The sequence below is a fragment of the Bacteroides faecium genome (genome assembly GCF_012113595.1).
Lineage (GTDB): Bacteria > Bacteroidota > Bacteroidia > Bacteroidales > Bacteroidaceae > Bacteroides > Bacteroides faecium.
The window spans coordinates 2,726,741-2,745,374 of the sequence record NZ_CP050831.1 but is presented as its reverse complement, the minus strand read 5'-3'; the positions used below and the strand labels follow the sequence as shown (position 1 = coordinate 2,745,374).

11 protein-coding genes are annotated in these 18,634 nt (G+C 38.1%); 5 read left to right on the top strand and 6 right to left on the bottom strand.

Translation table 11 applies throughout. The features are described from left to right. Positions 1–3 precede the first annotated feature (3 nt). Together BacF7301_RS09795 and BacF7301_RS25920 are read left to right on the top strand one after the other, a co-directional pair. Positions 4–2,292, top strand: coding sequence for a GH92 family glycosyl hydrolase (locus tag BacF7301_RS09795; protein ID WP_256380262.1), 2,289 nt, complete (start codon positions 4–6; stop codon positions 2,290–2,292). Positions 2,293–3,156: 864 nt separating this feature from the next. Further along, the gene (locus BacF7301_RS25920) at positions 3,157–3,945 is read left to right on the top strand and encodes a Fic family protein (protein WP_245208426.1); all 789 of its coding nucleotides are present in this window, start codon (positions 3,157–3,159) and stop codon (positions 3,943–3,945) included. A gap of 127 nt (positions 3,946–4,072) precedes the next feature. Here BacF7301_RS25920 and BacF7301_RS09785 read toward each other — a convergent pair whose 3' ends face one another. Genes BacF7301_RS09785 through BacF7301_RS09760 form a run of 6 tightly spaced genes read right to left on the bottom strand, consistent with a single transcriptional unit; the run spans position 4,073 to position 14,307 of the window. Then, positions 4,073–5,599 (bottom strand): BACON domain-containing protein, encoded by a 1,527-nt coding sequence (locus BacF7301_RS09785; protein WP_167962335.1) that lies wholly within the window; start codon positions 5,597–5,599, stop codon positions 4,073–4,075. A 25-nt stretch (positions 5,600–5,624) separates the two neighbouring features. Further along, positions 5,625–7,043 (bottom strand): BT_3987 domain-containing protein, encoded by a 1,419-nt coding sequence (locus BacF7301_RS09780; RefSeq protein ID WP_167962333.1) that lies wholly within the window; start codon positions 7,041–7,043, stop codon positions 5,625–5,627. Positions 7,044–7,073: 30 nt separating this feature from the next. Continuing rightward, complete coding sequence (locus tag BacF7301_RS09775) at positions 7,074–8,270, bottom strand: DUF1735 and LamG domain-containing protein (RefSeq protein ID WP_167962331.1); 1,197 nt, start codon at positions 8,268–8,270, stop codon at positions 7,074–7,076. Between the two features lie 6 nt (positions 8,271–8,276). After that, positions 8,277–9,353 carry a glycoside hydrolase family 18 gene (locus tag BacF7301_RS09770; protein ID WP_167962329.1) on the bottom strand — a complete coding sequence of 359 codons (1,077 nt, stop codon included), beginning with the start codon at positions 9,351–9,353 and terminating at the stop codon, positions 8,277–8,279. A gap of 14 nt (positions 9,354–9,367) precedes the next feature. After that, positions 9,368–10,942, bottom strand: coding sequence for a SusD/RagB family nutrient-binding outer membrane lipoprotein (locus BacF7301_RS09765; protein WP_167962327.1), 1,575 nt, complete (start codon positions 10,940–10,942; stop codon positions 9,368–9,370). An 11-nt stretch (positions 10,943–10,953) separates the two neighbouring features. Beyond that, positions 10,954–14,307 carry a SusC/RagA family TonB-linked outer membrane protein gene (locus tag BacF7301_RS09760; protein WP_167962325.1) on the bottom strand — a complete coding sequence of 1,118 codons (3,354 nt, stop codon included), beginning with the start codon at positions 14,305–14,307 and terminating at the stop codon, positions 10,954–10,956. Positions 14,308–14,464: 157 nt separating this feature from the next. Between BacF7301_RS09760 and BacF7301_RS09755 the strand changes: the two genes are divergently transcribed. From BacF7301_RS09755 to BacF7301_RS09745, 3 genes are read left to right on the top strand one after another with little or no spacing between them, the layout of a single operon-like run. Then, positions 14,465–15,358 (top strand): glycoside hydrolase family 18, encoded by an 894-nt coding sequence (locus BacF7301_RS09755; RefSeq protein WP_167967156.1) that lies wholly within the window; start codon positions 14,465–14,467, stop codon positions 15,356–15,358. A gap of 9 nt (positions 15,359–15,367) precedes the next feature. Further along, positions 15,368–16,540, top strand: coding sequence for a DUF1735 and LamG domain-containing protein (locus BacF7301_RS09750; RefSeq protein ID WP_167962323.1), 1,173 nt, complete (start codon positions 15,368–15,370; stop codon positions 16,538–16,540). Positions 16,541–16,572: 32 nt separating this feature from the next. Further along, positions 16,573–18,516 (top strand): BT_3987 domain-containing protein, encoded by a 1,944-nt coding sequence (locus tag BacF7301_RS09745; protein WP_167962321.1) that lies wholly within the window; start codon positions 16,573–16,575, stop codon positions 18,514–18,516. The last annotated feature ends 118 nt before the right edge of the window (positions 18,517–18,634 follow it).

Below are 18,634 nucleotides of genomic sequence, written 5' to 3'. Positions count from 1 at the left end.
ACTATTAAAACACATTATGCCATGAAAAGACTATTACTAATAGCTTGTGTACTCAGTTGCACAGTCTTTGCCAAAGCCAAAGACTGGACACAGTATGTCAACCCGTTGATGGGTTCCCAATCTACTTTCGAGTTATCAACAGGGAATACGTATCCCGCCATCGCCCGCCCCTGGGGAATGAACTTCTGGACTCCGCAGACCGGAAAAATGGGAGACGGATGGCAATATACCTATACCGCCAATAAGATTCGCGGATTCAAGCAGACCCATCAGCCCAGTCCGTGGATTAACGATTACGGGCAATTTTCTATCATGCCGATAGTAGGCAAGCCTGTGTTTGACGAGGAAAAGCGTGCCAGTTGGTTTGCGCATAAGGGCGAGACTGCCACTCCTTATTATTATAAAGTATATCTTGCCGAGCATGATGTAGTGACAGAAATGGTTCCGACGGAACGTGCCGTTCTTTTCCGCTTCACTTTCCCCGAAAACGACCATTCTTATGTCGTGGTGGATGCTTTCGACAAGGGTTCTTATATTAAAGTAATCCCGGAAGAGAACAAGATTATCGGCTACACTACACGCAACAGCGGCGGAGTTCCCGAAAACTTCAAGAATTACTTCATCATTGAATTCGACAAGCCTTTCACTTACAAAGCTACGGTAGCCAACGGCAATCTGCAAGAAAACGTTGCCGAACAGACAACCGACCATGCGGGAGCTATCATCGGCTTCCGGACACACAAAGGCGAACAGGTACATGCCCGAATCGCTTCTTCTTTCATCAGCTTCGAGCAAGCGGCTGTCAACATGAAGGAGCTGGGCAAAGATAATATCGAGCAACTGGCCAAGAAAGGAAAAGAAGCCTGGAATCAGGAATTAGGCAAGATAGAAGTAGAGGGTGGCAATCTCGACCAATACCGTACATTCTATTCCTGTCTGTATCGTTCGCTGCTTTTTCCACGCAAGTTCTACGAACTGGATGCTGCCGGACAACCGGTTCACTACAGCCCGTACAACGGTCAGGTTCTGCCGGGATATATGTACACCGACACTGGTTTCTGGGATACTTTCCGTTGCTTGTTCCCGTTGTTGAATCTGATGTATCCGTCGGTCAACAAGGAAATGCAGGAAGGGCTTATCAACACGTATAAAGAAAGCGGATTCTTCCCCGAATGGGCAAGTCCGGGTCACAGAGGTTGCATGGTCGGTAATAATTCCGCCTCAATTCTAGTAGACGCTTATATGAAAGGCGTGAAAGTTGACGACATAAAGACATTGTACGAAGGATTGATTCACGGAACGGAAAGCGTGCATCCCGAAGTCTCTTCCACAGGACGCTTGGGATATGAGTACTACAACAAACTGGGTTATGTCCCTTACGATGTGAAAATCAACGAGAACGCTGCCCGTACACTGGAATATGCATACAACGACTGGTGTATCTACAAACTCGCCAAAGAACTGAAACGTCCGAAGAAAGAGATTAACCTCTTCGCCAAACGTGCCATGAATTACAAGAATCTTTTCGACAAAGAATCCAAACTGATGCGCGGACGCAACGAAGACGGTACATTCCAGTCTCCATTCTCTCCGCTGAAATGGGGGGATGCTTTCACGGAAGGAAATAGCTGGCACTACACTTGGTCTGTATTCCACGACCCTCAGGGACTTATCGACCTGATGGGTGGAAAGGATATGTTTATCACAATGATGGACTCCGTATTTGCCGTACCGCCTGTCTTTGACGACAGCTACTACGGACAGGTGATTCACGAAATACGTGAAATGACTGTTATGAACATGGGGAACTATGCACATGGCAACCAGCCTATCCAGCACATGATTTACTTGTATGACTATGCCGGTCAGCCATGGAAAGCCCAATACTGGCTGCGTCAGGTTATGGACAGAATGTACACTCCGGGGCCGGACGGTTATTGCGGAGACGAAGACAACGGGCAGACTTCCGCCTGGTATGTATTTTCGGCACTGGGATTCTACCCTGTTTGCCCGGGAACGGACGAGTATATTATAGGTGCTCCGTTATTCAAGAAAGCTACGCTCCATTTTGAAAACGGCAACAGTTTAGTGATTGACGCTCCGAACAACAGCAAAAAGAATTTCTATGTCAACTCACTGAATGTTAATGGTACTGATTACACCAAGAATTATCTCCGTCACGAAGACTTATTCAAAGGTGGCACTATCAAAGTGGATATGGGTAACCAACCGAATAAGAAAAGAGGAACGAAAGAAGAGGATATGCCTTATTCTTTCTCTAAAGAGCAATAATCCTTTCTCTATAAAATTGTCGCCATCCCGGTTTCAACCTTCAGCTTCTTTCTGAAAGTAGCTAATCATCGGGATTCCGGCTGAAAGCAATAGCCTGAAAGCAAAGAAGTCTGCTTTCAGGCTATTGTTTTTGATTACTTTCCACTACTTTTTGAGATCAAGTACCATAAATGCCACTATAAGACCATTGCTATTCATCGATTTCACCAGATTCTCGAAATGCCTATGAATAAGGAGATAGCGGGTGAAAGCAAGTGGCAAATTCCGGTAAAACAGAACATTATCGGTTTCACCTTGTTTTTTCAAAAATATCCCTTGAGCTAAAAACAATATCATTATAGCTAATCCGGATATGATTATAGCTAATAAGAATATGCTTATAGCAAATCCGCTGTTAGGTATTAATAGATAATCCATCAGGTATTAACAGCCTGAACACAAGGTATTAACACCTTAGTTTTCAGCCACTAATACTTGAGTTGATGTATCTATATATTCAGCATATTGTATCTATATACTTACCATATTGAATCTATATATTCAGTACGGTGGCTCTATATGCCCAGCAACCGGTATAAATAAATTTGAAAGGTGAAAGCAATAACGGGAGATTTCACCTTGATTTCTTCTACGCTTTCACCCGCTATCTCCTTATTCATCGATGTTTCAGAGATAAGGTGAAACTGGTGGAATTTATGAGTTAAAAGTTCATGTTATACTTATGAGAATCAGTAATTGAAAACAAATTCTCATTCATTTCCGTGCAGAATGAAATCATTTTTGTTGTAGTTATCCTGATATCCCCCTGTCAGCATCTTTTTCCTCAATAATTTGTTTATATTTGCAGTGCTAATCTATAACAATATGTCCATACAACCATTACTAGAGCAATTTTATGAATTGAAACTGAAAGATGCTGTGAATTTCGAGCTAATGAATGAAATCTTCATTTCCCATCACTCCACAGCAATAGAAGGCTCTTCACTCACCGAAGAAGAATGCCGCCTGTTGATTGTAGACGGTATCACCGCCAAGGGAAAACCGCTATATGATCATAATATGGTAAAGGATCATTTCGAAACTTTGCGTTTTATAGTGGAAGAGGCTAGAAAGAAACGTGAAATTACTCCTGTTTTTATACAGGAAATTTCAGCTCACGTAATGCGTACTACGGGAAGTATAATCCATTCCAGTGCAGGAGATTATGATTCTTCCAAAGGAGATTGGCGCAAATCTTCCGTGCATGTAGGTGACCGTTATTTCGTAAACTATCAGAAAATAGAACGTGAAGTAACCCGTCTATGCGAAATACTAAATCAGCGTATCAAACAAGTTCAGACGCCCGACTCTATCTATCAGTTAGCTTTCGACGCCCATTTTTATTTAGTCAGCATCCATCCGTTTGCCGATGGAAACGGGAGAACTTCACGCTTATTGATGAACTATATTCTCTCTTATCATCAACTCCCCCTAGCCACTATATTCAAAGAGGATAAACTGGAATATTATCAGGCATTGGAAGCATCACGTCCTCAAGATGATGAAGAACCGGACTTATGCCCTATCCGTGATTTCATGTTTGCTCAACAAATGAAGTATCTTTCAATGGAGATTAAGAAATACAAGCAGGCGGAGAAAAAGGGGGGGGGATGAGGTTTGTATTCTAAGCAAAGATATTAAAAACATGTCCTATTTTCAAAAAATGAGTTTGATATAATTTCTAACAAATTCAGTTAGAATTATATCAAACTCACTTTACAATATCAAACCAAACGGTGTTCTATTCTCTTATAACTTCCGCACCAGCCGGTAATCCATTAGGAGTGCCCGAGAAAGAACGGTTTACGTGAATTTTCATTCCCTGTTTACAGCCCGAAACTGCTATATAGAAACAACTAGAGCACTGGACAGTATTCAAATGTCCTAAATTGGAATTTCCGACAACCTGTACCATTTGTACATTACTACCTGAAACTGTAAATGTTGTGGATGCATTTCCATCAGGATCAATCAATCCCTTTAAATTCGAATATGACGAAACCGAAAGATTCACATTCGAAACAGGCGCAGAACCACAAATCATTGTTTCTAAAGCATTTCCATCAGCAATAAGAGTGCTTATATTCATTCCGTCAATATCAATTGTTTTCAGATAATTACTCTTGCAAGTCAAAGACTTCAAGTTCTTAAACACTTTGATTCCTTCTAACGAATGAATACCTTGTTTGCTAACATCAAGAGAAGTCAAGCTAGCTCCCAAGTCTGTCATTTCACAAGTAGCACTCTCTGTTTCATTCAATATATAAGAATTATTAGTCAGATATTCACGGAAGTTCTCGTCCGGTATCTCTATCATTTGTGGATTAGAACCTTTTTGTTTAAAAGTCAAAGTTGTATTTAGGGAACCGTCCAATGACTGCAATTCTATTTTACACGCACGAGTCATTTCTCCTTGTATGCTTATGGCAAACTGCTCATTAAAAGTAGTCAAATCTTCAGGTTCCTGCATTTCTTCAGAAGGAGCTTTATAGGTTACCCATGATTTCGCATATTCCGGTACAACAACCTTATAAGCTAAATTAGTAGATATTTGTACATTCACAGAACCGCCATTTGCCGGAATTTCATAAATCAATTTTTCTGGGTTCAAATCAATCCGTCTATCCTGTTGGATAGTAACATTCTTGCTTATGCCTCCTGCTGAATGTAGAATAATATTCCCCGTACGATTTTTGTATATATCATTCGCGTTAACTTTGAAACGAAATAATGATGTTGCCAAACTTCTAGTGTTTTGCTCTTGCTCATCAGACTCAGGAATCAAAGAAATCCACTCCTTCGAATTATCCGGTATCTCATAATTGACCTCATTGCTAGCATTCACACGTACCGTTATTTCCTCACCGTGACGGCTAACTTCAAAATTGTCTTTATAGATATCAATCAAATCATCCTGAGATTGTGTTACTACAACTTTAGCAACTTGATTACCACAAATAAAAGAGAATGTAGTACTACGGGCGTCTGTTTCAGGATTAGGGTCTACTTCAAAAGTAACGGTTTCACCATTTTTCCCTTCAGTAACAGAAGGTCTACACCAAGTCTTTTTACCCGATAAACGCCAATCACCATCACTTTCTATTTTTACAGAGTTGTTTCCGCCTACAGCTTCACCCGTATTCTGAAAAGCGAGCGCTTCACTACTCACAGATATTTTATTGCCAATCTCCTCTATTGCTTTCTCGTTATCATCACTACATGCGAAAAACAATAAGGATAAGCATAATATAGATATTATCTTTTTCATAAATCTTTCTTTTTATAGTTCTTGATTACCAATCTATACCATAATTAATACCAGAATGAACCGCATCTTCGCCATATAGTCCTCTAGCAACAGTTTTTATTAGCGACTCTCCCGAATTCGGTCGCAGATCATACAGAATCTGAACTCCGTATCCGCCTTTTACTGTCTGTTCCATCATATATGGCCAACTTTCCTGGATATCCAAGGAGTACGGCCCCCACTGACTTTTCTTCATTCCTTTTATCGTATTCCACCCCTCGCTCCATGAGCCATATTGGGCATAATAAGAATAATCAATAAAATCTCCCGGGTCCATTCCTTCAATTTGCATATCAAAACCGTTAGCGTCCATTGCAGGATCTGGAGTACAAGCCCCTATATAGTACACAGTACAAAGTTTATCAGGCATAGCCCTCTTCGTTTCATAACATAAACGAGCATAAGGGTAAGGACCACGTTTAGGAAATCCCGGTAATGGATATTTATCATATTCAGACCATTCGTCATCAAAATCCACACCATCCAAACCATAAGCATCTACAACAGCTTTTAATTCCGCAGCAAAACAGCGCGCATCTTCATCGCTAAGATTGGCAACACCAGAACCGTCATGGTCGCCTAGTATTGTAAGACAAACTTTCATTCCTTTGTCTTGTAAGGGTTTAATGTATTTATCACGATGGGTAAGAATATATTGCAGGTTCTTATTCAGCTTAACATATACTCTTCCGGTTTCTTTATTAAAATTGATATTAGCGGCAAAAAGATGAACGATGTCAATTAACTGTTTTCCACTATTTCTTAATGTCCATTCTCCTGCATTCAATGGATTATATTTGTTACATTCCACATAGCAAATCGTTACGATACCTTTTCCCTTATCTGTAGAAGGAATATCTCCCATCGCTTTAACCACAAACATCAGATGATCCTCTTCTGTTGACAACTTGATACCACCTGTTTTCATCTTCAAACGAAGGGGAAGTAGATAAGTACCTTTTTCTAAGGCTTCCGAAGGAGTAATACGTATTTCCATCTCATATGATTTCACATCTCCCGGTGCTATGAGAATATTACCATCCTCCTCTAAACTTATTACCGATGCAGGAAGTCGTTCCCAATCAGTTTCATGTTCTGTATTATAGGCAGTTATAAGACTCTCATCTACTTCCAATACAGCTTCTACCGCCTGATTCACAGGACGAGTCAGCCCGACAGTTACTTTCAGTGTCTGGTTCTCTTTATAAACATTTACAGCTTTCATAACCGGATTATCAACGCTTTGTAGAAATCCATAAACTTCATTCGCCGTGTTCAAATGACTTGTATCAACTCCTGTGTCAATCATGACCTCTTCTTCACAAGAGGATAATGCAAATCCTCCCAATAAAGCTATCAGCAGAACCAACAGGTTCCATTTATTCATTGTATATATAGTATTCATATTACATCTATTTGTTATTAACAGACTAAATTATTCAACGGCAGCAGGTAGCGCAACCGGAGTCCACGCAATCACAGAAGCTGCCACACCATCATTTCCGTTACCCGTATGATCGCGAACAATCTTTCCCTCTCCTTCGTCAAACTTCCAATAAGCAACTAATCCTTCTGACTCAGGATCTACTTCATATACGTTATTCACTATTTCGTCTTGTGTCTTGGCAACATTCCAGATACGACATTCACTAAACTCTCCGTCCAATTCGCGACCGGCAGAATAAGAATAGCCGATATAGAAAGGTCTTGACTCTGGTTCCCATGAATTTTGTTTCATTGGTTTTCCTAAACTTATATCCTGCCATGCTCCGGTAGCAGCTTTCGTTATCATCAATTGTCCATCAATATACAACCTGAGTTCTCCTGCTTCAGCATCACCCACCAAGGCAATATGAGTCCATTTATTAGCTGTCAACAAGCATGTTGCCGGATCTGTTAAACTTCCGAAAGCTCCCGTTGAAACTTGTAATTGATTAGGTTGCAATCCATTATCACTAATACGAATCAAGAAATAACCTTCAATCCCCATCACAGTCTGGATTCCCGGACTGAACTCATGAACCCGAATCAATGCTTCAAGAGTATAATTATGCAGATTATTACATACTTCACCACTAGCTTTACTTTCCATAAACGTCGGAAAACTGATATAATTTTCTTTCTTCATATCCGCAACTACATTAATCAACGCACCACCTTCAAAAACGAAATAATTGGTACGGGCAGATGACAAGATGTCGATGTTAGTGGCTTCCGAAATCGTTACAGGCAGCACATAGACTTGTTCCGTTGATAATAGATTTAAATCTTTAAAGTCTACGACGACTTCAGTAGACGCCACACTCCCTTTATTAATAACTGCATCCACTCCACTTAGCTCATAATATTCTTGTGGCAGCAGAACCGCTCCGGCGTAATAAGCTTGATTATAGGTACTGACTAATGATGGATCTGCCTTATAAGTCAAATGGATATCCGAGTCTGCCGGTTTAGCAACTGAAGCCCGAATAGTCTTCGTCGCACTTTTCACACTGGGTTTCAACACAAACTTACTAATAGGATCAGAAGTTGAGTAGACCTTATTATCAAAGTTTTCCATATCATCTTGACAAGCAGCAAACATTCCTATTGCCATCACTGCCATTAATAGATATATTTTTCTAATTTTCATAGCTTATCAATTATTAGGTGAAGGATTCATTATATTAATAGCGATTCTTACATTAGGATATACAAAGGCAGGATTATAATAATCGTTTTTCACGTGATAGACACCTATTCCAGCTTTTCCCAGTCCCTTTTCCGGAGTCAGAGCCCAGTAAGCAGTTGCTTGAATAGCAGAAACAGAACTGCCTTGAGCGTTGATAAAGTAACCGGTTTCCAGATCATTAGAATCCAAAGAATATGTTGGCACACATACAATAAAGCGTTCTGTTGGAATATCCTCTATTATCATCATTCTGACAACCGAAGTCAAGCCTTCTACTGTTATTACATCTGAAGCGTCTGCAATGAAGTAGTTACAACCCTTCAAAATCGTTTTATCTTTCAAGAAAACTAAATTACCTTCAAATAAAAGCATTGCATTCATATGATTACTTCTCCAGTCTGAAATCTTTTTCATGAATGTATTTTGACGATTCTGTTCTATCAATTGCTTCTGTCCTTCCATATGCGCTGCATTCTTCGGAGAATAACAGATATTTATCCCATCATATCCGTATTGGTCACACAATGCCAAAGTTTTATCCATATAATCATTCATAAAGCTAAGGAACTGACTGTCTGAGATATCGTCACCTTCCTCTGATATAGCTATACTATTTTCAGAGTCTTCATCTGTCCCCGGATATTTAGCAATATATGCAGCTTCCAAATCTGTATATTTAATGGTATAGATTACTCTAGTTCCTTTATCATTGCGAATCTGATTCATTTCTTTAGCTTCATCTGAAGTTAACTCCGGAGATACTAAAGAAACAATATCAATACTATCAGGCAAATCTGTCAAATGGTCAGCTCTGCTCTGATAACCTTTCCGAGTGTTATCGAATTGTACATAGGCAATTTTATGCTCCGAACTCTTATATTGACGTAAGTTCTCTAAGTACTTGGTATATAGTTCAGGATTTTGTTCCTCAATACCGGGTTGTTTGATGTCGATACTTTCTACATCTGTCCAGTCATCACATGAAACAAAAGCACAACTTGCTGCAAAAAGCAATGTTACTATTATATTTGTTTTATTATTCATAATTTACTAGATTTTTATTCTTGAGTTAATCTTGGATTACAATCCCACCATACATGAGTAGACATTTTGTCTGCTCCCTTTAGATATTCCAATGCTTTCGGCATGTTATCCCCATTATTTCTATACTCATCCTGTGGATAAGACAAACGACGTGCGAACTTTCCTTTGATTATATCAGTCCCTAGATTTTTGTCTACTTCCATTAACTTTGGATATCCTGTACGGCGAAACTCAGCCCACGACTCCATACCTAACGGGAAGTTGGCAATCCATTTTTGGGTAATAATACGTTCTAGATTTTCTTCATCAAATCCACCGATTTCTTTCCATTTTACTGTAATATCTGAAGCAGAACCTGTATAACTGAACGTTTCAGCAGGATCTTTGTATATCTGTGGTACTCTTTGCGAAGTGAGATAACTATCCGTAATACTAGCACCCCATTGTTCAAAAGACAATGTAATGCCCTTTTGATAGTATGATTTAGCATCTCCGCCTTTCATGTCCCAACCTCTCAAAGCTCCTTCAGCTTCTAGAAATGCAACTTCAGCAGCATTCATCCACATTAGTTTTGAGTTCAGAGTTGTTTGCATATTAGAATACGAGTGACTCATTTCTGAATCCGTCAAGACACCTGTACCAATACGAATACCATGATAGTCTTTATCTGCAAAAGTGGATTTAGTGAAATATTTCTCCATACGGGGATCTTGATAGCCTTTCATATAAGACATTATATCGGCAGCAACCCGATAATCACTGTATTCATAATTAGTTTTATAAAAAGGATTCTCGTTGGGTGTAAACATTGCATTATCATCGTTTGAAGTCATAACCCCTATTTCATGTTTTACGGCTTCTTCAGCTATTGTTTGGGGCGTTTTTCCATCCACGTTATAATTAGTATATACCATACGCATTGCCAAACGTAATTTCAGAGAATTAGCAAACTTTATCCATTTCACCACATTACCGCCATATACTTTATCCGCATCAGGATTAAAAGTATTTGTTTGTTTAGCTGTAAGAATGTTAATAGCATTATCCAAATCTTTAATCATATTGGTGTAAACATCTTGCTGCGAATCAAACGGAGCAGCTAATTTTCCATCAGCACCTAATTGAGAATAAGGAATGGGACCGTATGTATCAGTGATCCTATGCAAAGCTGCAACTTTTACAACTTGTGCTACCGCTAAAGGAACTTCATCTGTTGTATTGACTTCTATTTGGCTTAAGCTGGGTAATACTTTGGGAACTATATCATTGTAAAGTACTCCAATCCATGCCTGTGAAGGATTGTATGTAGAAAAACGATTATTCCAGTCATTTGCTTTCGATTCTCCCAAATAACCACCGTATGTACCGCCCAATAAACAGTCAGTATATTGAAGAGTGTTAGGTTCTGCCGGAACAACATAACCTTGCATATTTACTAAAGCCGACCGCCAAATATAGCCATCTGCATTCATTTGGTCTTTGGTTGCTTCGTATGGATTAGTGTTATAATCTATATAATTATTTGTACATGCGGAAATGCCTATTGCGCCGCCGACAAGAATTAATTTTATGGTTGATTTCTTTATCATAGCTACTACTATTAAAATTTAAGTCTAACATTGAATCCTAAGTTACGTGAACTTGGCATCATGAAATTATCAATACCTTGATAATAGTTACCGGTTGTAGCCACCGCTTCCGGATCGAATGGAGCCTTGCAGTAGATCATCCATAAGTTACGTCCTACCAATGAAACTGTAATATCCGCTACACCCCATAACTTGTTTTTAGGTATTGTATAACCGATGCTGGCTTCCTGCAAACGTAAGTTTGTTGCACTATAAGTATAATATTGGGGGATACCACTTTCCGAACCTATCACAGAATACCATTTTTGTGCATCAACTATATCACCGCCATTAACAGATACACCACCACGGTCACGTGCTGCTGCACTGGCTTCTGATACTCCATAAAGATCAAGAGCAGCTTGTGTAGCAGAATAGACAATGCCACCAATACGTGCGGATAACATAAAACCGAAATTCAGATTCTTCCAACGGAAATCATTTCTCCACGCCATATTGCATTTCGGGAAAACACTGCCTAATTTAATATCTTCAGATTTAAAATTGGCTTTTACATTTCCTTCTGCGTCAACATAAATATTACCTTGGTTGTCGCGTAGTAAATCAGCGGTAGAATACATATCTCCTAATGTTCCACCTTTCTTCAGTACGAATCTAGCTTGTGCAAGTCCACCGACATCCAAACGTTCTTTTGTGATTAACTCACCTGTTTCCGGATGAATATAGTTCTCTAATAAATTAAGTATTTCATTTTTGTTGGCACTAAAAGTAAAGTTAGACGACCAACTGAATTTCTTGTTCCATTCATTCTGATATCCGAGTGATAGTTCTATACCTTTATTCCGTACACTACCTGTTTGTACGTACATCGTTGAGTATTTTGAAGATACAGAAACCTGAGGATTGAATGTTTGATTATAAGTCTTTGTTGTATATAATCCTAAGTCAAAATTAAAATGATCCAAGAATCTTGCTGTAATACCAATTTCCCAAGAGTTAGTTTTTTCCGGTTTCAATTCATATAATGGATAATGAGTCTTAGTAATCCATTGTTTGGTTGCATTATCCCATTCGTAAGTGGGACTTGCCAAGAAGCGTGGGAAAGGTAAACCTACTGATGCGAATGAGCCTCTTAATTTTAAATACTGGATCTGTTTGGGCATCGGTAATAATTCAGATAGAATGACAGAACCACCTATTGAGGGATAAAAGAATGCACTTTTTGCAGAATTAGGTCCAGCTAATTGAGAAGGCCAATCGCTACGTCCGGTTAAAGTTAAATAATATGTGCTCTTATAACCCAGTTCAACACTTGCAAAAAGGGATTTGGTTTGTTCTCTGTAGCCACTTTGATTACGTTTTGTCTTGACATCATCCAGTTGAATGATATTGAACATATTGGCAATTCCATCACTACGGATTGGGCCTTCATTAGACATAACATCTTGTTTCATATCAGAGTAAGACGCACCGATGTTGGCTTGCAAAGAAATAATTTCTTTAAATGTCTTATTGATGTTTACCATTACGTCAGCGTATGTCTGTTTGTCAAGAGTTCTTGCTAAACCAAAGAAACCATTTTTTGAACCTTCTGTCAGTACTTTATGGCTGGTTGCATATAATTTTTTTGTATAATCTGTATTTGCATTATCTACACGCACACGACCGGAAACACTCAGCCAGTCAAGAATCTGATAACTCAGATTAGCACTTAACATATAACGTTCTTTATCGTTCTCACGTAGATTTCGATATGCGATCCAATACGGGTTTTGCCCTGTATAACTGGAAAGCATTTCATTGGGCCAATATTGAGTATAGATTTTGCGATTTGTGTCATAACGTTCGTACATCTTATATTCTTCCCAGTCATTTCCACGTGGAAACAGATAAGCAGTAACCAATGGATTTGAATAAGTACCTTGGTTGACCATATTCTTATCATTCTGCTTGATATAACTAGCACTCACATCCAATATCATTTTATCTTTCAAGAAAGAAGTAGTATTGCGGAACGTGAAATTATAGCGATTATAGTCATTGTTGGGAACCATGCCTTTTGAATTCACAACACTGGAAGAAAAATAAGTCTGATTTTTATCCGTACCAGCTGATAGTGCAACACTTTCGGTCGTAACAACACCTGTTCTGAGGAAGTCACTTGCCGGATCATATCCCATGTAATTGCTGTTGTTTAATAGATGTCCCCAGCTAAGGTCACCAGTTGTTGCACCTGTTGACAGATTACCCGTGCCATAGCGGTTTTGAAATTCCGGCATTCTGAACGGACGGATAAATTCCGTATTTTGTGTAACAGTTAAATTGACACGTCCTTCTTTACCTTTCTTTGTGGTAATAACAATAGCACCATTAGCTGCCTGGCTACCATACAAAGCTGCCGCTGCTGCACCAGTCAATACGGACATGGACTCAATATCTTCTGGATTTATATCGGCAATAGCTTCTGTGGAACCTTTTGAATCGAAAACTTGTCCGCCTTCTCCGCTCAAATTGTACATTGGAATACCATCTATTACATAAAGTGCGTTGCTGGATTGCTCTATACTTTTTGCACCACGCATCACCACTTTGCTGGCACCACCTACACCTGATGAACTGGAATTGATCGTAACTCCGGCAACTTTACCGGAAAGTGCATTAATGAAGTTAGCGTCCTTGTTAGTTAGAAGGTCATCACTTTTTACTTCCTGAACATTATAACTCAGAGCTTTTGTCGCTCTTTTGATACCCAAAGCAGTGACAACCACTTCATCAATGACTTGCGTATCGTCCATTAATGTTATATTTACAGAAGATTGACCTTTCAGGGGAACTTCCTGTGTCTTATATCCAATATATGAATATACAATAACAGGATTAGCACTTTTGGTTACTATTTTATAGTTACCATCTAAATCAGTTATAGCTCCATCAGTTGTTCCTTTTACTAGAATACTGACTCCGATTAAAGGTTCGCCTTTGGAATCTATAACTTGTCCTGTTATGGTCTGTTCTTTACCAACTTGCTGTTGGTTACCACTTGATGCTTCTTTTTCTGATAGATAAATAATATTATCTTCTATCTTATAAGAAATATCTTTGTTCTTTAGAAGCGTACTCAGTACTTGTTCCAATGGAGCATCTTTTACATTTAAAGGATCAACTGTGATCGTCGATAGTTTGTCGTTATAAAAGAATTGATACTTTGATTGGGACTGAATTTGTTTAATTACACTCCCTAAAGTTGTACGGTGAGTTGATAGGGTCAACTGTGCTGTAGCCCACTGTAAGGGAACTACCATGAACAAAAGAATCAGTAAAGCTCGAAATAGATTCGACTTTCGAAGCGAATATTTGCTTTCCATACTTTTAATTTAGCGGTTATACTTTTATTAAACTCTAAAAAGGAGAGTGTCGACTTTCTTCTCCCTTTTGCTAATAAAACAACGCTAATATAATAAACACTTAGTCTAGTTTCTCTTTTTTTCTGAGAAAAATGAAAATAATTTAATACCCTCCTGAATACCTTATAATTTAGGATATACCAAGTACTTAGAGAACTTACGTCAATATAAAGCCGATACGGAACACAAAAAAGTGTATGCATGGTTTGATAATAGCGAAAAGAATCCGGCTAGTCGTGCACAGCATATAACAAGTCTGCCTGACAGCATTGATATTGTTGGGGTAATGTATCCTTCAGAGTTAGCAACTTTTGAAAAAGAAGAAATAGTAACTTTACAACAGAAAGGAACAAAAGTTGTTTATACCATCAGCTATGATGAGATAAAAGCTCAATATGAGGACCTCATTTCTACCCAAACAGAATTAGAAAATGAAAGTACATTCAATACTTTTCTAAAAAAAGAAATAGAAAAGCAACTGACATATTCTGAACCCTTTGATGGAATTATAATTAAATACATTGGCCAAAATCCTAAGTATATGAATGAAGAAGATAAAGCTATCTACACTGAAACGCAAAATATCTTCTTGAATGCTATATTTACATGGAAAAGCCAAAACAGCAATAAAATTCTGTCATTTGAAGGAAAGCCTCAAAATCTAGTTGATAAAAATATACTGAATAATTTTCTTCATATTATCATTGATGCATTTCAAGTATCAAATGAAACAGAACTCAATCTTTCCATCTTAGAATGTTTAGAAGCAGATGTCCCTACCGACCGCTTTATTATAGCAGTTTCAAGTCCTTCATCAGATGGCACGGAAGGTTTTTGGGGAACAACAGAAGCTATTATCGAAAGTGCATATTGGACAACAGCCGAGTCTAATATATATACCAAAGCTGGTATTGCTATTAATAATGTTCAATATGACTATTATCGCACAAATGGCACATACCATACTGTAAGAGAAACTATTAACATTATGAACCCAGCTCCAGTTAAATAATTTACTATTATGAAACTACAACAATTATATTTCATCTCATTAGGATTACTGACCGGATTGCTTACCGGATGTAATGAGGATATGGAAAATTTCTCCAATAACATCTATATGAATTCTATTGTTCCTGAAAATATATTGGTTAAAGCTAATATAGAATCGGAAGAGCGTTCATTCCAAATTGCCATGGCAAGACCGGAATCACAAGATGTTAGTTTTACAATCAAGGCCGATCCTAGTCTAATCTCCCAATATGAAGATATTTATTACACAAGTGGAGTAGAATCCTTACCGGAAAACTTTTACTCTTTTTCTGCAACTGAGGGAAGAATTCCTGCTGAAAGTATTATCTCCACTCCAATAACAGTAAAGTTCACAGACATCAACCAATTGGATATTGATAAAGTTTATGTACTCCCTGTTACAATTACAAATGCCAATATTAGCATTCTAAATTCCGCTCGCACATTCTATTATGTTTTCAAGGGTGCATCACTTATCAATAAAGTTGCCAACATTAACAATAACAATGTTTATGTGAAATGGACAAACCCTGATGTTGTACAAGGGATGGCACAGCTGACAGCCGAAGCTTTAATTCGTCCACATAGCTTTGATAACTCAATTAGTACATTAATGGGTATTGAGGGAAAGTTCTTATTCCGGTTCGGTGATAATTCTCCTAAAAATCAATTGCAGATTGTAACAGGAGAAGGTGCTAGCGAACATAAAACAATGATTGCTCGTGATGTACAATTGGAAGAGTGGATTCATATTGCTATCACTTATGATGCTAATGCCAAAACTATTAAAGCATATTATAACGGAGAATTAGTTGCAGAAGATAATAATGTAGCATTTGGTCCTGTTGATTGGGGAGTAGAACATTCGGACGAATCAAATGGAAAACCACGTTGCTTCTGGATTGGTTATTCATACAACAATGAACGCTGGCTGGATGCAGACATATCAGAAGTACGCATCTGGAATCGAGTATTAAGCGCAGAAGAAATTAGTGCTCCTAACCATGCTTATGAAGTAGATCCTGCGTCAAATGGATTGGCCGTCTATTGGAAGTTCAATGACGGTGCAAATACTATCAAAGATTATACAATGAATGGCAATGATGCTACTGCTTCCAATCCTTTGACATGGATAGATGTAGCCCTTCCAGCCAAAGAGTAATAAATAAACATAGATTTAATAGAATACAAGCTATGAAACATATTGATATCTTAAAATCATCCATACTCTACGTAACATTCGCATGTTTAAGTGCAATGTTTACAGCTTGCCAAGACGACATTATTATACCGTCCGGAAATCAAAATACCTTTGATAATGTAGAAGGAACATTTGGAAGTGTCAAATCAGCTGCTGGAGCCAAGGCTCTCACCACTATCAACATTAATGGTGATAAAGCAGGAGCAGGGCATCTTTATTTCGAATTAAGTAAAGCAGCAGACAAAGATATAACTGTCACTTTTAAAGTAGACGAAGCTGCACTTACTGCTTACAATGAAGCCAACGGTACCTCTTATGTAATGTACCCAACCAACAAATTAACTTTAGAAAATGATGGTATTGTAACAATTCCCGCTGGAAAAAGAAAATCTGCTTCAGTTGAATTAAATATTTTATCAGGAGGTACAGTTGGATCAACATATGCCGTAGCCGTATCTGCGACAGCCTCTGATGGAATAAATATGGCTTCTAACAATCAGTCATATATTTATTTAGTGAAACCATTAGCCGCTATTCCCGATACTCAAAAAGGAGAAGTCAAAACGCTTTGTTATATCGAAGTAAATAATGAAAACATCCTGAATGTTGGGGAATATACAATGAAAGAAAGTGGTAAACCTTTTTTTGATGTAGTCAGTGTTTTTGCTGCAAATATCCGCTTAAATGCAGAAGGAAAACCATATATTCATTGTAATCCACAAGTTACTTTTGTATTAGAGAATGCTGATAAATTAATTCGTCCATTACAAGAAAAAGGAATTAAAGTCAATCTATCTATTTTAGGAGATCACACTCCTGCAGGCATGAGAAGTTTAGGAGATGAGGCAGCAAAAGACTTTGCTAAAGAATTAAAAGCTTATGTTGACATCTATGGATTCGACGGGATTGACTTCGATGACGAATACTCTGAATATGACAAAGTTCCGGGACATCCCGGACTAGTTCCAGCTTCACAAGAACAATATAGCCGTTTAGTATATGAATGTCGGAAAATAATGCCAAATACATCCTTAGGAATATATTGGTATCAAAGTGATGACTATCCTAGAGGAGATATTGAGGGAAAAACCGTCAACGAAATAGTAGATTATGCAGTCTATGGTATGTATGGTGGATGGAATCCTCTTTCTACAGATCTTTTAGAGAAAAAGAAACAATGTCCATATGCCATAAGACTATCTAATGGGATTTCTTACAACACTAGCTATTTAAACAACATCAAAGCAGATTGGGGATACTTTGCATTTTATGATTTACAAGCTTCTAAGATTTATGATACCAAAATCAGTGAAATTGGTAAGATTCTCTATAACGACGAAGTAGTTTGGAGTGGTCAGGTTTATGGAAGAACTGACTTTACATCCTCAGAAACTACCGCCCGCATTGACTATAAATATTACCTCGGCGAATGGGAGGTTACTTCTGGGACTTCTTTCAAATGGAACAATACATCTTGGAGCTCATGGGGTGGTACTATGAAATACACCATAAGAATTGAAGAAAATGTTAAAGATGAATCTTATTATGTATATGGTTGGGCTCCTCCTTATAATCAAATCACTGATAAATATCCGTTATTAATGAATTATATTGCGGAAACAGCTAGCTTAAGTATCCCAATTCCTCAAACGATCCATAAACCAGATGCAACAGACCCGCTTTTATGGCAGTTATGTCTTGGCACACTTGGAGACTCTAAACAAATTAATTCATGGAAAAGGGAAGATAAAGAAGGAACTATTGTGAGTTCATTCGGAAATGGCGAAAGGTTATACCTAGATCACCGCCCTGCTACTAATTCTCAATCTACCATGATTCCATTTTGTTCAAATGATAATGGAACTACTTGGCTGTATATTCATACCAATTTTGGTGACCAGCATCCTAAGAATAATTTTACGCTAAAAAAGAAGTAATAGAATTATAAGATTTTATTTTATAGTATTTTCATAAATAAAGCACCCTAAGAGTTTTAATTAAAACTTTTAGGGTGTACTTCATTTACAAGAACCTTTTGATATAAAAAATATCAGA